General features: G+C 62.2%; 19 protein-coding genes. 10 read left to right on the top strand and 9 right to left on the bottom strand.

Annotation, left to right across the window (positions count from 1 at the left end; genetic code table 11):
- The first annotated feature begins 5 nt into the window (after positions 1–5).
- Complete coding sequence (gene ptsP, locus BLU48_RS22000) at positions 6–2534, top strand: phosphoenolpyruvate--protein phosphotransferase (protein WP_057021681.1); 2529 nt, start codon at positions 6–8, stop codon at positions 2532–2534.
- A gap of 2 nt (positions 2535–2536) precedes the next feature.
- Positions 2537–2815: a PTS transporter subunit EIIB gene (locus BLU48_RS21995; protein WP_057021680.1), complete on the top strand. Its 279-nt coding sequence runs from the start codon at positions 2537–2539 to the stop codon at positions 2813–2815.
- Between the two features lie 124 nt (positions 2816–2939).
- Here BLU48_RS21995 and mltF read toward each other — a convergent pair whose 3' ends face one another.
- Entirely contained in the window at positions 2940–4400 is a 1461-nt protein-coding gene (gene mltF / locus BLU48_RS21990; RefSeq protein WP_057021679.1) for a membrane-bound lytic murein transglycosylase MltF, read from the bottom strand.
- 286 nt (positions 4401–4686) lie between these two features.
- Between mltF and purL the strand changes: the two genes are divergently transcribed.
- The 3 genes from purL (at position 4687) to BLU48_RS21975 (ending at position 9493) form a co-directional block, all read left to right on the top strand.
- Positions 4687–8583 carry a phosphoribosylformylglycinamidine synthase gene (gene purL / locus BLU48_RS21985; protein ID WP_057021678.1) on the top strand — a complete coding sequence of 1299 codons (3897 nt, stop codon included), beginning with the start codon at positions 4687–4689 and terminating at the stop codon, positions 8581–8583.
- A 4-nt stretch (positions 8584–8587) separates the two neighbouring features.
- Positions 8588–8899, top strand: coding sequence for a YqfO family protein (locus BLU48_RS21980; protein WP_046069418.1), 312 nt, complete (start codon positions 8588–8590; stop codon positions 8897–8899).
- 300 nt (positions 8900–9199) lie between these two features.
- Positions 9200–9493 carry a DUF6124 family protein gene (locus BLU48_RS21975; RefSeq protein ID WP_231988982.1) on the top strand — a complete coding sequence of 98 codons (294 nt, stop codon included), beginning with the start codon at positions 9200–9202 and terminating at the stop codon, positions 9491–9493.
- 117 nt (positions 9494–9610) lie between these two features.
- Here BLU48_RS21975 and nagE read toward each other — a convergent pair whose 3' ends face one another.
- The 7 genes from nagE to BLU48_RS21940 all read right to left on the bottom strand — a co-directional run bounded on the left by nagE (position 9611) and on the right by BLU48_RS21940 (position 18109).
- On the bottom strand, positions 9611–11311 hold the full coding sequence (gene nagE, locus BLU48_RS21970) for an N-acetylglucosamine-specific PTS transporter subunit IIBC (RefSeq protein WP_057021677.1): 1701 nt from the start codon (positions 11309–11311) through the stop codon (positions 9611–9613).
- A 26-nt stretch (positions 11312–11337) separates the two neighbouring features.
- Positions 11338–13848, bottom strand: a complete 2511-nt coding sequence (ptsP, locus tag BLU48_RS21965) for a phosphoenolpyruvate--protein phosphotransferase (protein WP_057021676.1) — start codon at positions 13846–13848, stop codon at positions 11338–11340.
- A 29-nt stretch (positions 13849–13877) separates the two neighbouring features.
- Positions 13878–14888: an SIS domain-containing protein gene (locus BLU48_RS21960; protein ID WP_057021675.1), complete on the bottom strand. Its 1011-nt coding sequence runs from the start codon at positions 14886–14888 to the stop codon at positions 13878–13880.
- Positions 14881–15987: an N-acetylglucosamine-6-phosphate deacetylase gene (gene nagA / locus BLU48_RS21955; protein WP_057021674.1), complete on the bottom strand. Its 1107-nt coding sequence runs from the start codon at positions 15985–15987 to the stop codon at positions 14881–14883. The genes BLU48_RS21960 and nagA overlap by 8 nt, the downstream gene beginning before the upstream one ends.
- Before the next feature lie 10 nt (positions 15988–15997).
- On the bottom strand, positions 15998–16756 hold the full coding sequence (locus tag BLU48_RS21950) for a GntR family transcriptional regulator (RefSeq protein ID WP_043046851.1): 759 nt from the start codon (positions 16754–16756) through the stop codon (positions 15998–16000).
- Between the two features lie 263 nt (positions 16757–17019).
- A complete protein-coding gene (locus BLU48_RS21945; RefSeq protein WP_057021673.1) occupies positions 17020–17523 on the bottom strand; it encodes a L,D-transpeptidase family protein in 504 nt (167 codons plus the stop codon).
- Positions 17524–17560: 37 nt separating this feature from the next.
- On the bottom strand, positions 17561–18109 hold the full coding sequence (locus tag BLU48_RS21940; RefSeq protein WP_056847578.1) for an NUDIX hydrolase: 549 nt from the start codon (positions 18107–18109) through the stop codon (positions 17561–17563).
- A gap of 147 nt (positions 18110–18256) precedes the next feature.
- Between BLU48_RS21940 and BLU48_RS21935 the strand changes: the two genes are divergently transcribed.
- The 5 genes from BLU48_RS21935 (at position 18257) to purT (ending at position 21515) form a co-directional block, all read left to right on the top strand.
- Entirely contained in the window at positions 18257–18859 is a 603-nt protein-coding gene (locus BLU48_RS21935) for a CoA pyrophosphatase (protein ID WP_046069410.1), read from the top strand.
- A gap of 35 nt (positions 18860–18894) precedes the next feature.
- Positions 18895–19419, top strand: a complete 525-nt coding sequence (locus BLU48_RS21930; protein ID WP_005791135.1) for a gamma carbonic anhydrase family protein — start codon at positions 18895–18897, stop codon at positions 19417–19419.
- Positions 19416–19631: a DUF1289 domain-containing protein gene (locus tag BLU48_RS21925; RefSeq protein WP_056847579.1), complete on the top strand. Its 216-nt coding sequence runs from the start codon at positions 19416–19418 to the stop codon at positions 19629–19631. Before BLU48_RS21930 ends, BLU48_RS21925 begins: the two co-directional genes overlap by 4 nt.
- A gap of 165 nt (positions 19632–19796) precedes the next feature.
- Positions 19797–20264, top strand: a complete 468-nt coding sequence (locus BLU48_RS21920; protein WP_057021672.1) for a preQ0 transporter — start codon at positions 19797–19799, stop codon at positions 20262–20264.
- 69 nt (positions 20265–20333) lie between these two features.
- A complete protein-coding gene (gene purT, locus BLU48_RS21915) occupies positions 20334–21515 on the top strand; it encodes a formate-dependent phosphoribosylglycinamide formyltransferase (RefSeq protein WP_057021671.1) in 1182 nt (393 codons plus the stop codon).
- Between the two features lie 103 nt (positions 21516–21618).
- Here purT and BLU48_RS21910 read toward each other — a convergent pair whose 3' ends face one another.
- Entirely contained in the window at positions 21619–22929 is a 1311-nt protein-coding gene (locus tag BLU48_RS21910) for an MFS transporter (protein WP_057021670.1), read from the bottom strand.
- Positions 22930–23116: the final 187 nt, after the last annotated feature.

The following is a 23116-nucleotide window of genomic DNA, read 5'->3' as shown; positions in this document are numbered from 1 at the left end:
AAGTCATGACCCCATCTCAACCCCTGGAACTGCTGGCGCCCCTGTCCGGGATGCTGCTGGCGCTGGATCAGGTACCCGACCCAGTGTTTTCCAGCCGCGTGATCGGCGACGGCCTGTGCATCGATCCCACCTCGCAGACGCTCTGCGCGCCGCTGGCCGGGGTGATCAGCAATATCCAGGACAGCGGTCATGCGGTGAGTGTCACCGACGACAACGGCGTGCAGGTGCTGTTGCATATCGGCCTGGACACCGTGAACCTGGCGGGTCAGGGCTTCACTCGCCTGGTTGAGGAGGGCCAGCGGGTGGAAGCCGGGCAGCCGCTGATTGAGTTCGACGCCGACTATGTGGCACTGCATGCACGTAGCCTGCTGACCCTGATGCTGGTCGTCAGTGGCGAGCCATTTGTGTTGCTGGTGCCCGATCAGGGCGCCGTCGAGGAAGGCCAGCCACTGTTACGAGTGTCCCCCGGGCAAGCGTCATCGGAAGCCGATGAAGAGGAGGGCGATGCGCTGTTCTCCAAGCCCCTGACCTTGCCCAACGCCAACGGTTTGCACGCTCGCCCAGCGGCAGTGCTTGCCCAGGCGGCGAAAGGGTTCAGTTCAAGCATCTACCTGCACAAGCAAACCCAGAGCGCGAATGCCAAGTCGCTGGTGGCGATCATGGCGCTGCAGACGTCCCGGGGAGACAGCCTGCAAGTGAGCGCGGCGGGCACGGATGCCGAGGCGGCGATCCAGGCGCTGGTGGCGTTGTTGCTGGACGGCTGTGGCGAGACGGTGGCGGCGGTCGAAGTAGTCAAGCCTGCCGCGCCGGTGTCATCGGCAACCTTGATGCGGGGCGTGTGTGCATCGCCAGGCTCGGCGTTTGGGCAGGTCGTCCAAGTGGCCGAACCGGCGCTGAATATTCCTGAAGCCGGTGCCGGCGAAACCTTCGAGCGTGCCGCATTGGCGCGTGGCCTGCGGACGGCAGCCGAAGCGCTGCAAGCCTTGCAAGCCAAGGCTGCCGGCAGTGCCCAGGCCGAAATTTTCCGCGCTCACCAGGAATTGCTCGAAGACCCGACCCTGCTGGAGCAAGCCCACGGCCTGCTCGCCCAAGGCAAGAGCGCCGCCTTTGCCTGGAACAGCGCCACGCTGGCGACCGCGAAACTCTTCGAAGGCTTGGGCAAGGCGCTGCTCGCCGAGCGTGCGGCGGACCTGGCCGACGTCGGCCAGCGCGTGCTCAAACTGATCCTGGGTGTTCCCGAACGCTCATTGGACCTGCCTGAATGCGCCATCCTGGTCGCCGAACAACTGACACCCTCGCAAACCGCCGGCCTGGATACCAGTAAAGTGCTGGGTTTCGTCACCGTCGCCGGTGGGGCTACCAGCCACGTGGCCATCCTCGCCCGGGCGCTCGGCCTGCCGTCCATTTGCGGGGTGCCGGCTCAAGTATTGGCTCTGGCCAACGGCAAACGGGTACTGCTTGACGCCGATAAAGGCGAGCTGCACCTGGAACCGGACCTGGCTGAAATCGAACAACTGCAAGCGGTTCGCCAGCAGCAAAAGCTGCGGCTGCAGCGTGAAATCGCACAGGCATCCCTGGCGGCAATCACTCGCGACGGCCATCACGTCGAAGTCACGGCCAACGTCGCCTCGCTGCAGGAAGTCGAGCAGTCCCTGACCCTGGGCGGTGAAGGCGTGGGCCTGCTGCGTTCGGAGTTCCTCTACCTGGACCGCAGCCGTGCCCCGAGCCCGGAGGAACAAGCCGGCACCTACAGCGCCATCGCCCGTGCCCTTGGCACCGAGCGCAATCTGGTGGTGCGTACCCTGGACGTGGGAGGCGACAAACCCTTGGCCTATGTGCCGATGGAAAGCGAGACCAACCCGTTCCTGGGTTTGCGGGGTATTCGGCTGTGCCTGGAACGCCCCGAACTGCTGCGCGAACAGTTTCGCGCGATCCTCGCCAGTGCGGGCTTGGCACGGCTGCATATCATGCTGCCGATGGTCAGCCAGCTCTGCGAGCTGCACCTGGCGCGCCGGATGCTCGAAGAAGAAGCGCTGGCGCTCGGGCTCACCGAATTGCCCAAGCTGGGCATCATGATTGAAGTGCCTTCGGCGGCGTTGATGGCGGATGTGTTTGCGCCCCATGTGGATTTCTTTTCCATCGGCACCAACGACCTGACCCAATACACCCTGGCCATGGACCGCGATCACCCGCGCCTGGCCAGCCAGGCCGACAGCTTCCACCCCGCTGTGTTGCGCCTGATCGCCAGCACCGTCAAGGCGGCCCACGCCCATGGCAAGTGGGTGGGCGTGTGTGGTGCGCTGGCCTCTGAACCATTGGCGGTGCCGGTGTTGATCGGACTTGGCGTGGATGAACTGTCGGTCAGCGTGCCGCTGATCCCGAGCATCAAGGCCACCGTGCGCGAACTGGAACTGGTCGACTGCCAACTCATCGCCCGCCAGGTGCTGGGCCTGGAAGAAGCCGGCCAAGTGCGTGAGGCCCTACGCCTGTACCACGCGGCCACCGTTGAAACCTCACCTGTCATGGAGCACTGAGCATGTTCGAGAAATTGCAGCGGGCATTCTGGAAAGCCCTGACCCCGGACCTGATTGCCGAGACGCTTGAAGCGCCGACCCCCAGCCTGTTGGCCGCCGATGTGCTGAGTGCCTTGGGCGGCGCCGAGAATCTCAAGTCACAACAGCGTGTGGCGCTGACGCGGGTGAGGGTGCAGTTGCAGGATGCGGGGCGGTTGGATGAGGCGGCGTTGAAGGCGGCGGGTGTAGCAGGCGTGATGGTGTTGTCGGGCGGCGTAGTCCATCTAATCACCGGCCTCTAAGCCAAGCGCAGATCAAAATGTGGGAGGGGGCTTGCTCCCGATGGCGGACTGTCAGTCACCACATGCAGTGACTGACCCCCTGCTATCGGGAGCAAGCCCCCTCCCACATTGGTATTCAGTGTTCTTATAATTGCGGGCTGTCCTGCGGCGGCTTGGTCTTGTCCACACCCGGCACATGCAGGTTGCCTTCCACCACCTGGTCGCCTTCCAGCTGCGGCTGGGTCACCCAGGTAAGGATGTCGTAGTAACGCCGGATGTTCGCCACAAAGTGCACCGGCTCGCCGCCCCGGGCGTAGCCGTAGCGGGTCTTGCTGTACCACTGCTTCTGCGACAGGCGTGGCAGCATCTTCTTCACGTCCAGCCACTTGTTCGGGTTCAGGCCTTCTTTCTTCGCCAGCAGGCGTGCGTCTTCCAGGTGGCCGGTACCCACGTTATAAGCGGCGAGGGCGAACCAGGTGCGGTCGGGCTCGGCGATCTTGTCGTCCAGTTCATCCTTGATCTTGGCCAGGTACTTGGCGCCGCCCATGATGCTCTGTTTGGCATCCAGGCGGTTGGACACGCCCATGGCCTGCGCGGTGTTCTGGGTCAGCATCATCAGGCCGCGCACGCCGGTCTTGGAGGTAACGGTCGGCTGCCATAGTGACTCTTGGTAACCGATGGCTGCCAGCAGCCGCCAATCGACCTTTTCAGCCTTGGCATAGGCGCGAAAGTGCTTCTCGTACTTGGGCAGGCGCTGTTGCAGGTGCTGGGCGAAGGTATAAGCGCCCACATAGCCGAGTACATCGACGTGCCCGTAATAGCGATCTTTCAGACGCTGCAGCGTGCCATTCTTTTCGACCTTGTCCAGGTAGCCGTTGATCTCATTGAGCAGGCTGTTGTCGTCGCCGGCGGCCACGGCCCAGCTCTGGTGGCTGGCATTGCCGAGGTCGAACGCCACGCGCACGTTGGGAAAGTACACCTGGTTCATCGCCACTTCGTTGGAGTCCACCAGGGTCAGGTCGATCTGCCCCTCGTCCACCATGCGCAGCAGATCGACTACCTCAACGGCATCGGATTCTTCGTATTCGATTGCTGGATTCTGCTTTTTCAACGCCGCCAGTTGCTCGGCGTGGGTGCTGCCCTTGAGCACCATGATCTTCTTGCTCACAAGGTCAGCGGCATTGGTCGGGCGCGATTGGCCGTTGCGATAAATGATCTGCGGGGTCACTTCCAGGTATGGGTGGGAAAATCGCACCTGCTGTTGGCGCTGTTCGCTGCTGACCAGGCCGGCGGCGGCAAGTACCGGGCCGTTGGGTTTACCCAACTGGTTGAACAGGTCGTCGAGGTTATCGGCGGTCTCGATTTCCAGCTTCACGCCCAGTTCGTCAGCAAAGCGCTTGACCAGTTCGTATTCGAAACCGGTTTCACCGTTGCGGTCCTGGAAATAGGTGGCCGGGCTGTTCCGGGTGACCACCCGCAATACGCCATCCTCCTTAATTCGCTCGAGGGTGCTGGGTTTGTCAACACAGGCACTGAGCATCAGGAAGAGCAAGGTGGCGACGAGCCATTTGACCCATCGCGGGCGCAAAACGGTTGGGGAGAACATCTGCGCAGTATACGCAAACGGCCCACGGCGCCATATCTCGACAGCGGCGCACTTGTCTGCTAGCGCCGCTCAAACTGTGCTGCAGCCCGCAGAAACGCGGCTTGGCGAGCGATTGTGACGGTTAAAATAACTGCGCCCAACGCCGTGGATAACGCCACGATCGCGTGCAAACCCTGCCAACTGACGTTCGGCAGCGGCCACCGGTAGCGTTTCGGGTGCCGTTGGCGAAGGTTTACGCTAGAATGCACGGCCTCAAAGCACACCCCCTTCCGAGGCTGTCCCGAAGATGTTGATCCTGCGCGGCGCTCCTGCCCTTTCTGCCTTTCGCCACAGCAAACTCCTTGAGCAACTGAGCCAGAAGGTTCCAGCTGTTACAGGCCTTTATGCTGAATTTGCTCACTTCGCCGACGTAACCGGCGTCTTGACCGCCGACGAACAGCAAGTGCTGGCACGCCTTCTGAAGTACGGCCCAAGCGTTCCCGTGCAAGAGCCGACCGGCCGCTTGTTTCTGGTTCTGCCGCGGTTCGGCACCATCTCGCCCTGGTCGAGCAAGGCCAGCGATATCGCCCGCAACTGTGGCCTGGACAAAATCCAGCGCTTGGAGCGTGGTATCGCTTTCTATGTCGCCGGCCAGTTCAGTGATGCCGACGCCGAGCTGATCGCCAGCAGCCTGCACGACCGCATGACTCAGATCATCGTCGGCCAGCTGGAACAGGCTGCCGGCCTGTTCAGCCACGCTGAACCCAAGCCGCTGACCGCGATTGACGTGCTTGGCGGTGGCCGCGCCGCCCTCGAGAAGGCCAATACCGAATTGGGCCTGGCCCTGGCCGAAGACGAGATCGACTACCTGGTCAACGCCTTCAACGGCTTGAAGCGCAACCCCCACGACATCGAACTGATGATGTTTGCCCAGGCCAACTCCGAGCACTGCCGTCACAAGATCTTCAACGCCAGTTGGGACATCGACGGCCAGAGCCAGGAAAAAAGCCTGTTCGGCATGATCAAGAACACCTACGTGATGCACAGCGAAGGCGTTCTGTCGGCTTATAAAGACAACGCCTCGGTCATCGTCGGCTCCGTCGCCGGCCGCTTCTTCCCGGACCCGGAAACCCGCCAGTACGGCGCGGTGCAGGAGCCGGTGCACATCCTGATGAAGGTAGAGACCCACAACCACCCGACCGCAATTGCCCCGTTCCCGGGCGCAGCCACCGGTTCGGGTGGCGAAATCCGCGACGAAGGCGCAACCGGCCGTGGTGCCAAGCCAAAAGCTGGCCTCACCGGTTTCACCGTATCCAACCTGCAGATCCCAGGCTTCGAACAGCCGTGGGAAGTGCCGTACGGCAAGCCTGAGCGCATCGTCACCGCGCTGGACATCATGATCGAAGGCCCGCTTGGCGGCGCCGCGTTCAACAACGAATTCGGGCGCCCGGCGCTGACCGGTTATTTCCGTACCTTCGAACAGTCCATCACCACCCCGCGTGGCGATGAAGTGCGCGGTTACCACAAGCCGATCATGTTGGCCGGCGGCATGGGCAACATCCGCGAAGAACACGTCAAGAAAGGCGAGATCCTGGTTGGCTCCAAGCTGATCGTACTCGGCGGTCCGGCGATGTTGATCGGCCTGGGCGGCGGTGCGGCTTCCTCCATGGCTACCGGCACCAGCTCGGCAGACCTGGATTTTGCTTCCGTACAGCGCGAAAACCCGGAAATGGAACGCCGCTGCCAGGAAGTCATCGACCGCTGCTGGCAGTTGGGTGACAAGAACCCGATCAGCTTCATCCACGACGTCGGCGCCGGCGGTTTGTCCAATGCTTTCCCGGAACTGGTCAACGATGGCGACCGCGGTGGCCGCTTCGAACTGCGCAACATTCCAAACGACGAGCCGGGCATGGCCCCGCACGAAATCTGGAGTAACGAATCCCAGGAACGCTACGTGCTGGCCGTCGGCCCTGAAGACTTCGCACGCTTCCAGGCCATCTGCGAACGCGAGCGTTGCCCGTTTGCCGTGGTCGGCGAAGCCACTGCCGAGCCGCAGCTGACGGTTACCGATAGCCACTTCGGCAACAGCCCGGTAGACATGCCGCTGGAAGTGCTGTTGGGCAAGGCGCCGCGCATGCACCGCTCGGCCGTGCGCGAAACCGAGCTGGGCGATGATTTCGACCCAAGCACGCTGGAGCTGGCCGACAGCATCGAACGCGTGTTGCACCACCCGGCCGTAGCAAGCAAAAGCTTTTTGATCACCATCGGCGACCGCACCATCACTGGCCTGGTGGCCCGTGACCAAATGGTCGGCCCATGGCAGGTGCCGGTGGCCGACGTTGCCGTCACCGCCACCAGCTTCGACGTCTACACCGGTGAAGCCATGGCCATGGGCGAACGCACGCCGCTGGCTCTGCTGGACGCACCCGCGTCGGGCCGCATGGCCATTGGTGAAACCCTGACCAACATCGCCGCCTCGCGCATTGGCAAGCTGTCCGACATCAAGTTGTCGGCCAACTGGATGTCCGCTGCCGGCCACCCGGGTGAAGATGCGCGCCTGTACGACACCGTCAAGGCTGTCGGCATGGAGTTGTGCCCGGAACTGGGCATCACCATTCCGGTGGGCAAGGACTCCATGTCCATGGCCACCCGTTGGAACGAAGATGGCACCGACAAGAGCGTTACTTCTCCGCTGTCGCTGATCGTTACCGGTTTTGCACCGGTCACCGACATCCGCCAGACCCTGACCCCGCAACTGCGCATGGACAAGGGCACCACCGACCTGATCCTGATCGACCTGGGCCGTGGCCAGAACCGCATGGGCGCCTCGATCCTGGCGCAGACCCATGGCAAGTTGGGCAAACAGGCGCCGGACGTCGATGACGCCGAAGACCTGAAAGCCTTCTTCGCCGTGATCCAGGGCCTCAACGCCGACGGTCACCTGCTGGCTTACCACGACCGCTCCGACGGTGGTTTGCTGACCAGCGTTGTCGAGATGGCCTTCGCTGGCCACTGCGGCCTGAACATCGTGCTCGACAGCGTTGCCGAGGATGCTGCGGAAATCAACGGCATCCTGTTCAACGAAGAGTTGGGTGCAGTGATTCAGGTGCGTCAGGACGCTACGCCAGACGTACTCGCACAGTTCAGCGCCGCCGGCCTGGACGACTGTGTGGCCGTCATCGGCCAGCCGATCAACAACGGCGAAGTCAACATCTCCTTCAATGGCGATACCGTGTTTGCCGGCCAGCGCCGCCTGCTGCAACGCCAGTGGGCCGAGACCAGCTACCAGATCCAGCGCCTGCGCGACAACGTCGAGTGCGCCGAGCAGGAATTCGACGCGATCCTGGAAGAAGACAACCCGGGCCTGAGCACCATGCTCAGCTTCGACGTCAACCAGGACATCGCCGCGCCGTACATCAAGAAGGGCATCCGCCCACAGGTCGCCGTGCTGCGTGAGCAGGGCGTCAACGGCCAGGTGGAAATGGCAGCGGCGTTCGACCGCGCAGGTTTCAATGCGATTGACGTGCACATGAGCGACATTCTCGCCGGCCGCGTTGACCTCAATGAGTTCAAAGGTCTCGTAGCCTGCGGTGGTTTCTCCTACGGCGACGTGCTGGGTGCCGGTGAAGGCTGGGCCAAGTCGGCGCTGTTCAACAGCCGTGCTCGCGATGCGTTCCAGGGCTTCTTCGAACGCAACGACAGCTTCACCCTGGGTGTGTGCAACGGTTGCCAGATGATGTCCAACCTCAGCGAACTGATCCCGGGCAGCGAGTTCTGGCCGCACTTTGTGCGCAACCGTTCCGAGCAGTTCGAAGCCCGTGTCGCCATGGTGCAGGTGCAGGAGTCCAACTCGATCTTCCTGCAAGGCATGGCCGGTTCGCGCATGCCCATCGCCATCGCCCACGGTGAAGGCCATGCCGAGTTCGCCAGCGAAGAAGCGCTGCTTGAAGCCGACCTGTCCGGCACCGTGGCCCTGCGTTTTGTCGACAACCACGGCAAGGTCACCGAAACCTACCCGGCCAACCCGAACGGCTCGCCACGCGGCATTACCGGCCTCACCAGCCGCGACGGTCGCGTCACCATCATGATGCCGCACCCGGAACGCGTATTCCGCGCCGTGCAGAACTCGTGGCGCCCGGAAGAGTGGAACGAAGACGGCGCCTGGATGCGCATGTTCCGCAACGCTCGCGTGTGGGTGAACTAAGGCCGTGTACAAGCTCGCCTTCTTCGTACCCGACAGCCACGTAGAGACGGTGAAAACCGCCGTCTTCGCAGCTGGCGGCGGGCGCATCGGCGACTACGACAGCTGCGCCTGGCAAGTGCTGGGTCAGGGCCAATTCCGCGCGTTGGACGGCAGCCAGCCGTTTATCGGGCAGGTGGGGCAGGTTGAAGTGGTTGAGGAATGGAAGGTTGAGCTGGTGGTGGCGGATGAGTTGATTGTGGCTGTTGTGGCTGCGTTGAAGCTGAGCCATCCGTATGAGACACCGGCGTATGAGGTGTGGCAGTTGGTGGATTTTTGATCGGCTGGCTGCATAAACAAGAAACCCGCTGGGCCAGTTTGGTCAGCGGGTTTTTTGTTGTCTGTCAGGGTCTCATCGGGAGCAAGCCCCCTCCCACATTTGAAAGTATTCACAATTCAAAATGTGGGAGGGGGCTTGCCCCCGATGGCTTCGGCCCATGCGCCGCAGACCTTTCCGACAAACCTTTCAGGTTGTCCGTCGGAACTCGCACAACTAACCTTCTCGAGTCGCTGCCAATTCAGTGACCGGGACTGCAAGCCTGAAAAATCACTAGGAGCCTATTCCATATGGAGTTTAATGATGATCAGCGACAACTTGCTAACTGGTTCAATCTCATCTCAAGCCGAGTCCCGCCAAGCTGGTGATTCACCGTCCGACCAGATCTTCACCGTACTACCCAGTCTGAACACCGAAACCCTACTCGCCAACGCCTCCCAAGACCTGGCATCCGTGCAGGCACTGGCGGGTAATCTGGCTTTTGATATCGACGGCCCCCAGCGTGATGCCGTGCTGGGGATTCATCGGATGGTTGAGGGCATCCAGTTGATGGTGGATCGGGTGCTGGATTTAGTTGAGGTGTCTGAGCAGAAGTAATCAGGCGCCTGTGAGGGCCAATCGGGAGCAAGCCCCCTCCCACATTTTGAACGGCGAAAACATTTCAAATGTGGGAGGGGGCTTGCCCCCGATGAGGCCAGAAAAGCCACTACAGCTCTAAACCCTGGCGCCGACCTCACTGACCAACCGTTCCAACGCCTCACCCAACCCGGACGCCTTGTCACCAATCAACAAGTGCCAAACACCGCTTTCAAGTTGACTCACACCCTGGCAACCCAGCGCAGTGAGCTGAGCTTCTGACAATCCCGAATCATCCCCCAACTCCACCCGCAACCGGGTCATCGCCACCGCTTCCAGCTGGCGCACATTCCCTCGGCCACCTAGCGCATTCAGCCATTTTTCGGCCTCGTGTACATTCACCGCCACCGGCTTATCCACAGGCGCGACCGCTACAGGCGCTGCGGCAACAAACCCCGGCATCGCCAAGCGGATTTCATCAGCAATGCTGTCGGCCATCGGCCCGACCACCACCTGCAAACTGCCACCGTTGCCCGGTCGAACTACAGCCATGGCGCCCAGCGCTTTCAACTCTGCATCCACCGCCTTGTTGCGATCCACCATGTCCAACCGCAGCCGCGTGGTGCAGGCGCCCACACTCAGCAAATTCTCTGCACCACCCAACGCCTGGATATAAGCCGTCGCCCGCTGGTTATCGCTCATTGCTTCAGCCTGCACCACCTGGATATCTTCCCGGCCCGGCGTCTTCAGATTGAAGCGGCGGATGCAGTAGCTGAATACCGTGTAGTAGATCACCGAGTAGGCCAGGCCCACCGGTACCACCAGCCAGCCATTGGTGGACTTGCCCCAACCCAGCACCATGTCGATAAAGCCGCCGGAGAAGGTAAACCCAAGGTGAATATTGAGCAGGTTGGTCACGGCCATCGACAGGCCGGTCAGCAGCGCATGCAGCAAGTAGAGGAACGGCGCCAGGAACATGAACGCAAATTCAATCGGCTCGGTCACCCCGGTCAAAAACGAGGTCAGCGCCATGGACAGGAAAATCCCGCCCATCACTTTACGGCGTTCCGGCAACGCATTGCGGTACATCGCCAGGCACGCAGCCGGCAGGCCGAACAGCATCACCGGGAACATGCCGGTCATGAACTGGCCGCCTTTCGGGTCGCCGGCGAAGTAGCGGGTCAGGTCGCCGGTCACCACCGCGCCGGTGACCGGATCGGTAAAGCTGCCGAACACGAACCACGCCATGTTGTTGAGGATATGGTGCAGGCCAGTGACGATCAGCAAGCGGTTGAACACGCCAAACACGAAGGCGCCCAGGCTGCCGCTTTCCATCAGCAACACGCCGAAGCTGTTGATGCCGTGCTGAATCGGCGGCCAGATCAGGCCGAAGATCACGCCCAGGCCCACCGCCGAAAACCCGGTGACAATCGGCACAAAACGTCGTCCACCAAAGAACGCCAGATACTCCGGCAGCTTGATGTCCTTGAAGCGGTTATACAGCCCGCCCGCCATCAGGCCACTGGCGATACCGGCGAGCATGCCCATGTTGATGGTGGTATCCATCACCTTGAGGGTCGAGATCATCACCAGGTAGCCAATTGCCCCGGCCAGGCCGGCCGTGCCGTTGTTGTCGCGGGCAAAGCCCACGGCGATGCCGATGGCGAAGATCAGCGCCAGGTTGGCGAAGATCGCCTGCCCGGCGTCATGCATCACCGCGATGTTGAGCAAGTCGGTGTCGCCCAGACGCAGCAAGAGGCCGGCGATTGGCAGGATCGCAATCGGCAGCATCAGGGCGCGGCCCAGGCGTTGCAGGCCTTCGATAAAGTGTTGGTACATGGCGTGTCTCCCTATTCTTGTTGTTTTCAGCTCAGCGGCCAGTGGTGTTGACAGGCTTGGCGAACAGCCTTGGCGCTGCTCAGGTCGAGCAGCTCAAGGCTCAGTTGCCGGCATTGCGCCGCGTCCAGGTGGCGGACGCGGTCCTTGATTTCGCCGATCTGCGGCGGGCTCACCGACAGCTCGCTGACCCCCAGGCCGACCAGTACCGGAGTGGCCAGTGGGTCGGACGCCAGGGCGCCACACACGCCGACCCAACGCCCCTGTTTCGCCGCACCCGCACAGGTCTGGGCAATCAGCCGCAGCAGCGCCGGATGCAGGGCGTCGACCCGGGCGGCTAAGCCTGCGTGGTCGCGGTCCATGGCCAGGGTGTACTGGGACAGGTCATTGGTGCCGATGGACAAGAAGTCCGCATGCTTGGCCAACTGCTCGGCCATCAGCGCGGCGGCGGGCACTTCGATCATCACGCCCAGCTCGGGGCGTTGCGTCAGCTCCAGCTCCACGCACAGTTCATCCAGGCGCTGGCGAATCTGCAGCAATTCATCCACTTCGCTGACCATCGGCAGCAGGATGCGGCAACGCGCCAACGGCGAGACCTGCAGCAGGGCGCGCAGTTGCTGGTCGAGCAGTTCGGGGCGCACCTGGGCCATGCGGATACCGCGCAGGCCCAGTACCGGGTTGGCCTCGACGGGCAGCGGCAGATAGTCGAGCTGCTTGTCGCCGCCCACATCGATGGTGCGGATGATCACCGACTTGTCGCCCATGGCATCCAGCACGGCTTGATAGGCCTGGCGTTGCTCTTGTTCATCCGGCGCGGTACGGCGGTCGACGAAGAGGAATTCAGTGCGCAGCAGGCCGACGCCATCGGCGCCGTTGTCAAACGCCACTTGGGCTTCGGCGCTGGAGGCGACATTCGCCGCCACTTCAACCGTCACGCCGTCGGTGGTGCTCGCCGGTTGCCGGGCTTGGGCCTGTTGCTGTTGGCGCCGCTGTTTCTGCGTTTCGCGAGTCTGGTGAACTTCGGCATGACGCGCTTCGCTGGGGGCCAGTTCCAGGCGGCCGTTGGAGGCATCGAGTACCACCCGTTGGCCTTGAGGCACATCGAGCACTTCATTGCCCAGGGCGACGAGACACGGCAGGCCTTTGCCCCGGGCCAAAATCGCCACATGGGAGGTCGCACCGCCTTCGGCCATGCAGATGCCTGCCGCCTGTTGCGCGCTCAGTTGCAGTAAGTCCGAGGGCGTCAGCTCATGGGCGCTGACGATCGCCCCCGCCGGCAATTCGAAGTGCCAGGCTTCACCCAGCAACGCACGCAGCACCCGTTGTTGCAGGTCGCGCAGGTCATTGGCGCGCTCGGCGAACAGCGGCTTGCCCAACGCCAACAGTACGGCGCATTGGGCCTGGATCGCATCACGCCAGGCATGGGTGGCGGCGCTGCCTTGTTCGATGGTAGCGGTGGCCGCGTCGAGTAACGCCGGGTCTTCCAGCAGGGCGAGGTGGGCGGCGAAGATCTCTTCTTCCTCGACGTTCTTGCGTTGGCGCGCCTGGCCCAGCGTATTGCGGATTTCGCCGCGCACTTGCTCAAGGGCGGCACCCAGGCGTTGCAGTTGTTCGTCGACGCTATGATTGCCGCTGTCTTGCGGCAGTTCGATGCCCGTGAGGCGGAACAATGGCCCACATACCAGACCGGGTGCCGCGCATACGCCTTGCAGCACATTGGCTTCGGTATTCGCCCGGCGTGGCGTGGCAACGACCGGCGCGTGAGGCTCCTCGTGGATCGCCACGGACAGCGCAGCGACCAGTGCCTGTAACGCCGCCTCGCCATCCTTGCCACGACAGGTCACCCGTACCTCGTCACCTTCGCCAATACCCAACCCCATCAGGCCGATCAGGCTGTCGCAAGCCGCGGTCTTATCACCGAAGTGCAGCTGCGATTGGCTGCTGAAGCCCTGGGCAGTCTTGCGGATCAGCGCAGCAGGGCGCGCATGCAAGCCGCCACGATGGGTGATGCGTACCGTGGCGCTCACTTCTGCGACCGAGTTATCCACAGCGGTTTGAACCGGCGCGGATGTGCGCAGGGCAATGCGCATCAGCGCTTCACCGACCTTCACCGTCTTGCTCGCAATCGGTTGCAGCTCGAAGCGCTCACTGTTGGTCAGGATGATCAGGCTCACCAGGCTTTTGCACTGGCGCGCAATACGGTCCAGATCAAACTGCACCAACGGCTGGCCCTCGCTCACCCGTGCGCCATCCTTCACCAGCAAGGCAAAGCCTTCGCCATTGAGCTCCACGGTGTCGATGCCCACATGCATCAACACTTCGGCACCGTTGTCGGCACGGATGGTCAGCGCATGCCCGGTGCGGGCGACATGGATGACCACGCCGTCACAGGGCGCGTGCAGGCAATCATTCAGCGGGTCGATGGCCAGGCCATCGCCCATGGCGCCGCTGGCGAACACTTCGTCGGGAACGTTGCCCAGGGCCAGCACCGGCCCGCTTAAGGGGGCGCTGAGGGTCAGTACATTATTGTTGTTGGACATGGGCACGGTACTCATCAGGAAAACGCCACTCAGTGAGTGCGGGTGACTTTGCTCAGGTGACGCGGCTGGTCCGGGTCCATGCCCCGGGCGACCGCCAGGCCGGCGGCCATCACGTAGAAACTCTGGATCGCCAGGATCGGGTCCAGGCTCGGGTGTTCGGCGCGGCTCAGGGTCAGGTCACGTTCGGCGATATCGTCCGGCGCGGCCAGCAACACGCGGGCGCCGCGTTGGCGCATATCGGCGGCCAGGCTCAACAGGCCGGGCTGCTCGGCGCCGCGTGGGGCGAACACCAGCAGTGGGTAATTTTCGTCGATCAAGGCCATCGGCCCGTGGCGCACCTCGGCGCTGCTGAAGGCTTCGGCCTGGATCGCCGAGGTTTCCTTGAGCTTGAGCGCAGCTTCCTGGGCGATGGCAAACCCGGCGCCGCGGCCGATCACCATCAATTGCTGGCAGCCGCGCAGGGCCTCGATAGCTTGAGTCCAATCCTGCCTGGCGGCTTCACGTAAGCCGTCGGGCAGCGCCTGGCAGGCTTGAAGCAACTCGGTTTCCTGATTCCAGTGGCCGATCAATTGTGCGCTGGCGCTGAGGGTGGCGATAAAGCTCTTGGTCGCGGCCACGCTTTGTTCCGGGCCGGCGCACAACGGCACATGGAATTCACAGGCGGCTTCCAGCGGCGAGTCTTCGGCGTTCACCAGCGAGATGCTCAGGGCGCCCCGCTTGCGCAACAGGCGCAGGCTGTTGACCAGGTCCGGGCTCTGCCCCGACTGGGAGAAACCAAACGCCACCTGGCCGCTGACTTTCATCGGCGCCTGCAGCAGGGTCACCACCGACATCGGCAACGACGCCACCGGGATGCCCACATGCTGCATGGCCAGGTAGGCGAAGTAACTGGCGGCGTGGTCGGAGCTGCCGCGGGCGATGGTCATCGCCACTTGCGGCGGCTGACGGCGCAGGCGACCGGCAACTTCTTCCAGCATGGGATTCAGGCGTTGCAGTTGTGCCGTAACGGCGTCGCAGGAGGCCAGGGCCTCTTCAAGCATTTTTGAAGTCAATGGTGTCTCCTTCGACCATTACGTCGGTAAGTGTCAGGTCGCGGTCCAGGCGCACGCAGTCGGCAAAGCTGCCGGGTTGCAGACGGCCACGTTCTTCCAGGCCCAGGTAGTCCGCAGGAAATTGCGACAGGCGCTGTGAGGCTTCGCTGATCGGCAGGCCGATTTTCACCAGGTTGCGCAGCGCCTGATCCATGGTCAGGGTGCTGCCGGCCAGGGTGCCGTCGGCCAGGCGTACGCCACCCAGGCATTTGGTCACGGTGTGGCTGCCCAGCTTGTATTCGCCGTCGGGCATGCCGGCGGCGGCGGTGGAGTCAGTGACGCAGTACAGGCACGGGATCGAACGCAAGGCCACGCGAATGGCGCCGGGGTGTACGTGGAGCAGGTCCGGGATCAGCTCGGCGTATTGGGCATGGGCCAGCGCGGCACCGACGATGCCGGGTTCGCGGTGATGCAGCGGGCTCATGGCGTTGTACAAATGAGTAAAGCTGGTGGCGCCGGCGGCGAGGGCGGCGACGCCTTCTTCATAGCTGCCCAGGGTGTGGCCGATCTGCATGCGCACGCCGCGTTGGCTGAGGGCGCGGATCAGGCCGTCATGGCCGGCGATTTCCGGGGCGATGGTGATTACCCGAATCGGCGCCAGGCGCAAATAGGCTTCGACTTCGGCCATCAACGCGGTGTGGGCGAAGTTGGGTTGCGCGCCGAGTTTGCCCGGGTTGATATAAGGGCCTTCCAGGTGCACACCGAGCACCCGCGCACTGCCGGCAGGGCGTTGCTCGCAGAAGTTGCCGAGTTCACTGAGGACCCGGGAGATTTCATCCACCGGAGCAGTCATGGTGGTGGCCAGCAGCGAGGTGGTACCAAAGCGCACGTGGGTGCGGGTAATGGTCTCGAAGGCCTGCGCCCCTTCCATGATGTCGGCACCGCCACCGCCGTGCACATGCAGGTCGATAAAGCCTGGCAGCAGGTAGGGCAGGTCGTTGTCAGCCGGGTCGCAAGGCGTGCCTTCGATGGCAGCTACCTTGCCGTGCTCGTGCACCAGGCGGCCGCGAATCCAGCCACTGGGCGTGAGGATATTGTCTTCTGGCATGGGCAGTTCCCTAGAGTCGCAATTCAGCGGAATAGTCATGGCGACGCAGCTCTGCGACAAAGTCGTAGTAGTCGTTGCGGCAGTAGGTGTCGGTGATTTCAATCGGCGTGTTGTCGGCGGTGTAGCCCACGCGGGTCATCAGCAGCATGGCGGTGCCGGGGGCGATGCCCACCAGCTTGGCGAATTCGTCCGAGGCATTGATTGCCTGGATATGTTGCAGGGCGCGCACGATGGGCTTGCCGATACCTTCCAGGTATTCGTACAGCGAATTGCCGATGGCTTGCGGGTGTGGCAACACCGAGGCGGGCATGGCGGTCATTTCAATCGCCATCACCGTGTCATCGGCTTTGCGCAAACGCTTGAGGCGCGCCACTTTGTCGGTGGGCGACAGGCACAGGCGGATCAGCTCTTCGTGGGTCGGCGGGGTAATGTCGCGCTCCAGCCACTGTGACGTGGGAACAAAGCCCTTGAGCCGCAGCATTTCGCTGAACCCCGACAAGCGCGACAAGGGTTGTTCCAGGCGCGGTGTGATGAAGGTGCCAGAGCCTTGGCTGCGTCGGATCAGGCCCTGGGCAAACAGCACTTCCAAGGCTTTGCGGGCGGTGACCCGCGAGATGCTCAACTGCTCGCTGAGGGCGCGCTCCGACGGCAGGGCCTGCTCGGATTTCCACTGGCCAGCGTGGATCGCCGCTTCAAGGTTGCGGGCCAGTTGCAGGTACAGCGGCGTGGATTGCTTGTCGTCGGGGCGCAGCGTCAGGATGGGGTTCATCTGTGAAGTTTCCGATGCGGTTATTGGAGTGTTGTCGCCCGGTAATGGCCGGAAATTAATACCACTTAAATACCATGTCAATGCTACCAAAACGGTGCGAACCCCGGTTTCAGGGCTCTTTAATGGGGCTTGGTATCAAGTGGTATTAGAGAGGTCTTTGTGTCGCGCACAAGTGCGCTGTCCCGCGCGGTGAACTGGTATTCACCGGCAGGCGCTGCTGGAGGCAGGAATTATTTTCGAATTAATTTACGAACGGTACGAGATTACGGCCGGATCTCGATCAGGGTGCCGTCCTTGACCAGGTTCCAGACTTCACGCATATCCACATTACGCATGCCGATGCAGCCGTCGGTCCAGTCCAGGGTGTGGAACCACTGCTCCGGGTAGTCTTCTGTGTCGGGGGTGCCGTGAATCATGATCATGCTGCCCGGTTTTACCCCTTCGCGGCGGGCGCGGGCGGCGTCGCTGATGTTCGGGTAGGAGATGTGCATGGCCAGGTTGAAGCGGTCGCTGGTCTTGCGCCAGTCGATCCAGTAGAAACCCTCGGGGGTACGGCGGTCGCCTTCGATCAGCTTGTGGCCCTTGGGGTTCTTGCCCAGGGAGATGCGATAGGTCTTGAGGGGCTTGCCGTCGTTGATCAGTTGCAACTGGTGGGCAGACTTGAGCACCAGGACTTTCTCGACGGTTTTACCGCCGAGCGTCTCCACCGTGGAAGCGGGGGACAGCGTGGCGAACGACAGGCAGATAAGAACAAGCAACCAACGCATTGAAACGGTATCCCTGATAAAGGTGCTGCCTGGAAGGTTATTTGGCTGGGCGTGTCATCGGTGGCACCGACTCGCTGCGCACCGGGAACAGCTGCTGCCGGCGGTCAGCGAAAAAGCATTCTAAGGTACGCCCGACGGTGCGGAAAGCCAGCTCGGACCACGGGATATCGGCTTCATCGAACAGCTTCACCTCAAGGCTTTCGGGGCCTGCGGCAAAGTCCAGGTCGATCAGCTCGGCGCGGTAGAAAATGTGCACCTGGCTGATGTGCGGCACATCGATCAGGGTATAGATGCTCAGGTTACGCACCCGGGCACAGGCTTCTTCCAGGGTTTCACGCATGGCCGCCTGTTCCACGGTCTCGCCGTTTTCCATAAAGCCTGCGGGCAGGGTCCAGTAACCCAGGCGCGGCTCGATGGCACGGCGGCAGAGCAGCACTTGATCGCCCCACACGGGCACGGTGCCGGCGACGATATTGGGGTTTTGATAGTGAATGGTCGAACAGTGATCACACACAAAACGCAGGCGTGCGTCGCCTTCGGGAATACGTTGGGTAACCGGTTTACCGCACTGGCTGCAGAAATTCATGCTGGGGTTCCTGGAGAATGGGCACATCTTGGCTTGGTGCCGGGCGTTCCTGCAAGTTGTCGTTTCGCGACATGCACCGGGTTTTGGGCTTGGGCGCCCGCACGCTTTGGTGCATGATGCAAGGTAGCCAACAGACCGAGATGACTCATGCTGGACGAGCTACTTCGCCGGGTAAGCAATCACACCCCTCACACCTTGGAAACTGACGGGCGTTTCCCTGAGGCCGCGGTACTGGTGCCGATTACCCGCAGTGACGAACCTGAGCTGATCCTGACCCTGCGCGCCAGCGGCCTGTCGACCCACGGTGGCGAAGTGGCCTTCCCTGGCGGGCGCCGCGACCCTGACGACCCGGACCTGATCTTCACCGCCTTGCGCGAGGCCGAAGAAGAAATCGGCCTGCCACCCGGGTTGGTGGAGGTGATCGGGCCGTTGAGCCCATTGATTTCCCTGCATGGCATTCGCGTAACGCCCTACGTGGGCGTCATTCCTGATTACGTCGAATACCTGGCCAATGACGCCGAAATCGCCGCCGTCTTCAGCGTACCCCTGGAGTTTTTCCGACAGGACCCACGCGAACATACCCACCGAATCGATTACCAGGGCCGCAGTTGGTATGTGCCCAGCTACCGGTTCGGCGAATACAAGATCTGGGGCCTGACGGCGATCATGATTGTCGAGCTGATCAATCTGCTCTATGACGACGCCAAGATCAGCCTGCACCAGCCGCCCAAGAGCTTCATCAATATCTAAGCCATCGCTTGAATGGCGAGCCGTGAGGAAAAACCATGAAATACCGCCTGGGCGACGCCCGTGTCGAGACCCATCCCAACAGTTGGGTAGCACCGAATGCCACGCTGGTAGGCAAGGTCAAGCTGGAGGAGGGTGCTAACGTCTGGTTCAACGCGGTGTTGCGCGGCGACAACGAGCTGATCCTGATCGGCAAGAACAGCAACGTGCAGGACGGCAGCGTGATGCACACCGACATGGGCTACCCGCTGACCCTCGGCACCGGCGTGACCATCGGCCATAACGCCATGCTGCACGGCTGCAGCGTCGACGACTACAGCTTGATCGGCATCAACGCCGTGATCCTCAACGGCGCCAAGATCGGCAAACATTGCATCATCGGCGCCAATTCGCTGATCGGCGAAGGTAAGGAAATTCCCGATGGTTCGCTGGTGATGGGCTCGCCTGGCAAAGTCGTGCGTGAGCTGACCGAGGCGCAGAAACGTATGCTCGAGGCCAGTGCCGCGCACTATGTACATAACTCGCAGCGCTATGCCCGAGACTTGGTTGAGCAGGAAGAATGAGTGCGGTTGAACGGCCTGTTGCCTCGCCGTGCGTGAGTATCTGCGCGTTGGATGAGGACGATATCTGTACTGGTTGCCAGCGTAGTGTGGACGAGATTACGCGTTGGAGCCGCATGGATAACGCCGAGCGGCGGGTGGTGTTGGGGTTGTGTCATGAGCGGGCGGTGGCCAGTGGGATGGTGTGGATGACGCCCAAAAGCTCGGGTGCCTGATCTATTGCTATCGGGAGCAAGCCCCCTCCCACACTTGAATGTGTTCACAGATCAAAATGTGGGAGGGGCGGTGCGACGGTTCGACTTGCCCCGATGAGGCCCTCCCAGACGACATATGTCTAATTGTGAAGTACCCTGTGTCCCTTGTTCACAGGTCATTCACCCATGTTTTTCCTGATCGCCTACATCAGCAGCGTCGTGCTGATCAACTTCGCCTTCTCCACCGCCCCGCACCTGGATGTGATCTGGTCCGCCTGGGGTGGCCTGGTCTTCATCCTGCGCGACATGGTGCAAACCCGCTTTGGCCACGGCGCAATCATCGCCATGCTGGCGGCGCTGGTACTGTCGTATATCACCTCCGACCCGTCCATCGCCCTGGCCAGCGCCACGGCGTTCGCAGTGTCCGAATGCATCGACTGGTTGGTGTTCAGCATCACCCGGCGCCCCCTGCATGACCGCCTGTGGATAAGTTCGGCGCTGAGCATTCCCCTCGATACGTTTATCTTTTTCGGCCTGATCGGCGCGCTGACGCCGGCGGTGGCGGGCACGGCGCTGGTGTCGAAGTTCGCCGGGGTCACGGTGGTGTGGTTGATCATGGCTTGGCGCCTGCGCAAGCGTGCCGTCGCCAACTGAGGCCAATTCTTGCAGTTCATGTAAAATGCCGGCCTTTCTCCCCATGATCCGCTCCCCTGAGGACCTGAGATGACCCGAATCGGAACTCCATTGTCGCCAACCGCGACCCGCGTTTTGCTGTGTGGCTGCGGTGAGCTGGGCAAGGAAGTGGTAATCGAGCTGCAACGCCTGGGCGTTGAAGTGATTGCCGTGGATCGCTACGCCAACGCGCCAGCCATGCAGGTGGCGCACCGTAGCCATGTGATCAACATGCTCGACGGCGCCGCTCTGCGTGCGGTGATCGAGGCGGAGAAGCCGCATTTCATCGTGCCGGAAATCGAAGCCATCGCCACTGCGACCCTGGTGGAATTGGAAGCCGAAGGCTTCACCGTGATCCCGACCGCGCGTGCCGCATCACTGACCATGAACCGTGAAGGCATCCGTCGCCTGGCCGCCGAAGAGCTGGATCTGCCGACCTCGCCGTATCACTTCGCCGACACCTTTGAAGACTACAGCAAGGCCGTCCAGGACCTGGGTTTCCCCTGCGTGGTCAAGCCGGTGATGAGTTCGTCGGGCAAGGGCCAGAGCTTGCTGCGCAGCGCTGATGACGTACAGAAAGCCTGGGACTACGCCCAGGAAGGCGGGCGTGCCGGTAAAGGCCGGGTGATCATCGAAGGTTTTATCGACTTCGACTACGAAATCACCTTGCTGACCGTGCGCCATGTCGGTGGCACCACCTTCTGCGCCCCGGTCGGTCATCGTCAGGAAAAGGGCGACTACCAGGAATCCTGGCAGCCACAGGCCATGAGCCCGATTGCCCTGGCCGAGTCCGAACGTATTGCCAAGGCAGTGACCGAAGCCCTGGGTGGCCGTGGCCTGTTTGGCGTGGAATTGTTCATCAAGGGCGATCAGGTGTGGTTCAGCGAAGTGTCGCCGCGCCCCCATGACACTGGCCTGGTGACCCTGATTTCCCAGGACCTTTCGCAGTTTGCCCTGCACGCCCGCGCCATCCTCGGCCTGCCGATCCCATTGATCCGTCAGTTCGGGCCTTCGGCGTCGGCGGTGATCCTGGTGGAAGGGCAATCGACCCAGACGGCGTTTGCCAACCTGGGCGCGGCGTTGAGTGAGCCAGATACGGCATTGCGCCTGTTTGGCAAGCCAGAAGTGAATGGCCAGCGCCGCATGGGTGTGGCACTGGCGCGGGATGAGTCGATTGAAGCGGCTCGTGCCAAGGCGACCCGGGCTTCCCAGGCAGTGGTGGTAGAGCTCTAAAAGCATCGGGGGCAAGCCCCCTCCCACACTTGATCCAGTTCACTGAGTTAGATTTGTGAATACATTCAAATGTGGGAGGGGGCTTGCTCCCGATAGCGGTCTATCAGCCCACGCGATTCAAATCATTATCCCGCGTCTCTTTCAGGCACAGCACCGCAATCAAGCTCAACAACGCTGCCGCCGACACATACCCACCGACATAACTGAGCCCACCCATCGCCACCAGCTTGGTCGCGAAGAACGGTGCCGCCGATGCCCCGACAATCCCACCCAGGTTATACGCCGCCGAAGCACCGGTATAACGCACACGCGTCGGGAACAACTCCGGCAGCAGGGCACCCATCGGTGCGAAGGTCACACCCATCAGAAACAGCTCCAACGCCAGGAACAGCGCCACGGCCCAGGTCGAGCCGTGGGTCAGCAGTGGCTCCATGGTAAAGCCCGAGAGAATCGCCAGGATCGCCCCAACGATCAGCACCGGCTTACGTCCATAACGATCACTGGCCAGCGCTGCCAGCGGCGTCGCCAAGCCCATGAACAGCACGGCAAAGCACAGCAAGCCGAGGAACGTCTCGCGGCTGTAGCCCAGTGTGGAAACGCCGTAGCTCAGGGAAAACGCCGTGGTGATGTAGAACAGCGCGTAGCACACCACCATCGACGCAGCGCCCAGCAGCACCGGCAGCCAATGTTGGCTGAACAGTTCCACCAGTGGCACCTTCACCGGTGCTTCTTTGGCTACGGAGTTGGCGAATACTGGGGTTTCATGCAGCTTCAGGCGTGCATACAGGCCCACCATCACCAGTGCGGCGCTGAGAATGAACGGAATACGCCAGCCCCAGCTACGGAACTGCTCGTCATCCAGGCTCATGGCCAAGATCAGGAACAAGCCATTGGCCGCCAAAAAGCCAATCGATGGGCCCAATTGCGGGAACATGCCAAACCAGGCGCGCTTGCCCTTGGGCGCATTCTCGGTCGCCAGCAATGCCGCGCCGCCCCATTCCCCGCCAAGGCCCAGGCCCTGGCCGAAGCGCAATACGCACAAGAGGATCGGTGCCCAGGCGCCGATGCTGTCGTAGCCCGGCAGCAAGCCGATCAAGGTGGTGCACACGCCCATCAGCAGCAGCGAGGCCACCAGCGTGGATTTACGCCCGATACGGTCGCCGAAGTGGCCGAACAACGCCGAGCCCAGCGGGCGGGCGATAAAGGCGATGCCGAAGGTCAGGAACGAGGCCAGCATCTGCGCCGTACCGGAACTCTGGGGAAAGAACACCGGGCCGATCACCAGTGCGGCAGCCGTGGCGTAGATATAGAAATCGTAGAACTCGATGGCGGTGCCGACGATGCTCGCCGTGGCCACACGGGCGGTCGAATTGGTAGGGGCGGCGGTCGCAGCCTCTTGGTAGGTGGTGCTCATGGCAGTATCCCTGACGGTCATTGCGCGTTTGGACGCGGATTATTATTGGTCGAACACCCATGGATCAGGGCTATGCGCGGAGCGGCTCGGGATGGGAGCAAACACCGGTCGGACATGATGAAGCGGTGCCTGGACGCGCTGAGTGCGGGTAGCACGCGGTCGGGCGGGGCTTGGGTAAGCCGGATGG

Source organism: Pseudomonas synxantha (assembly GCF_900105675.1).
GTDB classification, from domain to species: Bacteria; Pseudomonadota; Gammaproteobacteria; order Pseudomonadales; family Pseudomonadaceae; genus Aquipseudomonas; species Aquipseudomonas synxantha.
The sequence above is the reverse complement of the archived record's forward strand: the minus strand, read 5'-3'. Positions and strand labels throughout refer to the sequence as shown.

Excerpts from the sequence above, each read along its gene's own strand:
- BLU48_RS21935 (WP_046069410.1), top strand. The coding sequence starts at position 18,257 with ATGCTGGACGAGCTACTTCGCCGGGTAAGCAATCACACCCCTCACACC.
- mltF (WP_057021679.1), bottom strand. The coding sequence starts at position 4,400 with ATGTTCTCCCCAACCGTTTTGCGCCCGCGATGGGTCAAATGGCTCGTC.
- BLU48_RS21960 (WP_057021675.1), bottom strand. The coding sequence starts at position 14,888 with ATGCTTGAAGAGGCCCTGGCCTCCTGCGACGCCGTTACGGCACAACTG.
- purT (WP_057021671.1), top strand. The coding sequence starts at position 20,334 with ATGACCCGAATCGGAACTCCATTGTCGCCAACCGCGACCCGCGTTTTG.
- nagE (WP_057021677.1), bottom strand. The coding sequence starts at position 11,311 with ATGTACCAACACTTTATCGAAGGCCTGCAACGCCTGGGCCGCGCCCTG.
- BLU48_RS21945 (WP_057021673.1), bottom strand. The coding sequence starts at position 17,523 with ATGCGTTGGTTGCTTGTTCTTATCTGCCTGTCGTTCGCCACGCTGTCC.
- purL (WP_057021678.1), top strand. The coding sequence starts at position 4,687 with ATGTTGATCCTGCGCGGCGCTCCTGCCCTTTCTGCCTTTCGCCACAGC.
- BLU48_RS21910 (WP_057021670.1), bottom strand. The coding sequence starts at position 22,929 with ATGAGCACCACCTACCAAGAGGCTGCGACCGCCGCCCCTACCAATTCG.
- BLU48_RS21995 (WP_057021680.1), top strand. The coding sequence starts at position 2,537 with ATGTTCGAGAAATTGCAGCGGGCATTCTGGAAAGCCCTGACCCCGGAC.
- BLU48_RS21975 (WP_231988982.1), top strand. The coding sequence starts at position 9,200 with ATGATCAGCGACAACTTGCTAACTGGTTCAATCTCATCTCAAGCCGAG.
- ptsP (WP_057021681.1), top strand. The coding sequence starts at position 6 with ATGACCCCATCTCAACCCCTGGAACTGCTGGCGCCCCTGTCCGGGATG.
- BLU48_RS21920 (WP_057021672.1), top strand. The coding sequence starts at position 19,797 with ATGTTTTTCCTGATCGCCTACATCAGCAGCGTCGTGCTGATCAACTTC.
- nagA (WP_057021674.1), bottom strand. The coding sequence starts at position 15,987 with ATGCCAGAAGACAATATCCTCACGCCCAGTGGCTGGATTCGCGGCCGC.
- ptsP (WP_057021676.1), bottom strand. The coding sequence starts at position 13,848 with ATGTCCAACAACAATAATGTACTGACCCTCAGCGCCCCCTTAAGCGGG.
- BLU48_RS21950 (WP_043046851.1), bottom strand. The coding sequence starts at position 16,756 with ATGAACCCCATCCTGACGCTGCGCCCCGACGACAAGCAATCCACGCCG.
- BLU48_RS21925 (WP_056847579.1), top strand. The coding sequence starts at position 19,416 with ATGAGTGCGGTTGAACGGCCTGTTGCCTCGCCGTGCGTGAGTATCTGC.
- BLU48_RS21930 (WP_005791135.1), top strand. The coding sequence starts at position 18,895 with ATGAAATACCGCCTGGGCGACGCCCGTGTCGAGACCCATCCCAACAGT.
- BLU48_RS21940 (WP_056847578.1), bottom strand. The coding sequence starts at position 18,109 with ATGAATTTCTGCAGCCAGTGCGGTAAACCGGTTACCCAACGTATTCCC.